This is a genomic window from Prauserella cavernicola (genome assembly GCF_016595675.1).
GTDB classification, from domain to species: domain Bacteria; phylum Actinomycetota; class Actinomycetes; order Mycobacteriales; family Pseudonocardiaceae; genus Prauserella_A; species Prauserella_A cavernicola.
In genome coordinates this window covers 1-1,114 of sequence record NZ_JAENJH010000032.1, presented here as the reverse complement: position 1 = coordinate 1,114, position 1,114 = coordinate 1, and the positions used below count along the sequence as shown (strand labels likewise).

The following is a 1,114-nucleotide window of genomic DNA, read 5'->3' as shown; positions in this document are numbered from 1 at the left end:
TGTGATGTCCAGGGACGTTGTTCGGGGTTGGGTTGATGTCGGCTTGTCGTTGAGACAGGCGAAGGCCTCTGGTTGTGAAGTGGAGCTGTCGAGGAACCGCTTCACGAACCGGAGGCCTTCGTGTCCCACGCTAATGCCCAACTGACCCCGCGCGCTCGGCAGCGTCTGGCTCGGCTTGTCGTCGAGGATGGGTGGAGTTATGCCGCAGCTGCGGCGATGTTCATGGTCGCAGCGCGCACGGCCCGTAAGTGGGCTGATCGCTACCGTGCCGAGGGTCCGGACGGAATGGCTGACCGCAGCTCCCGGCCGCACCGCAGCCCCACCAGGACTTCGGACCAGACCACGCGGCACATCGTGCGGCTGCGGTGGCGCGCGCGGCTCGGCCCGGTGCAGATTGCCGGTCGGCTTGGCATACCGGCCTCCACGGTGCATGCGGTCCTCGTGCGCTGCCGGATCAACCGCTTGTCGCACATCGATCGCGTGACCGGCGAGCCGCTACGCCGCTACGAACATCCGCACCCGGGCTCGCTGATCCACGTCGATGTCACCAAGTTCGGCAACATCCCCGACGGCGGCGGGTGGCACTATGTCGGCAAACAGCAAGGCGATCGAAACAAAGCGTCCACGGCCAAACGTACCGGCATGCGCGGGCACGAGTACCGGCCGGTGATCGGCACCGCCTTCGTCCACACCGTCATCGACGACCACTCCCGCGTCGCCTACGCCGAGATCCACACCGACGAGAAGGCCGCCACCGCGATCGGAGTCCTCCGCCGAGCGGTGGCCTGGTTCGCCGACCACAGCATCACCGTCGAGCGAGTGCTCTCCGACAACGGCTCTGCCTATCGTTCCTACGCCTGGCGCAACGCCTGCAGCGAACTCGGCATCGTCCACAAACGGACCCGACCCTACCGACCACAGACCAATGGGAAAATCGAACGCTTCCACCGCACCCTGGCCGACGGGTGGGCCTACGCCCGCCTCTACACCTCAACCGAACAACGCAACACCGCACTGCCCGCCTGGCTCCATTTCTACAATCACCATCGCGCCCACTCCGCCATCGGAGGCCGCCCACCAGCCACCCGGCTGACCAACCTCCCTGGACATCACA

The 1,114-nt window shown here is 66.1% G+C and carries 1 protein-coding gene; it reads left to right on the top strand.

Annotation, left to right across the window (positions count from 1 at the left end; all coding sequences use genetic code 11):
- Nucleotides 1–120: 120 nt before the first annotated feature.
- A partial coding sequence (locus tag JHE00_RS34550; protein WP_200326408.1) for an IS481 family transposase occupies nucleotides 121–1,114 on the top strand: 994 nt, incomplete at its 3' end.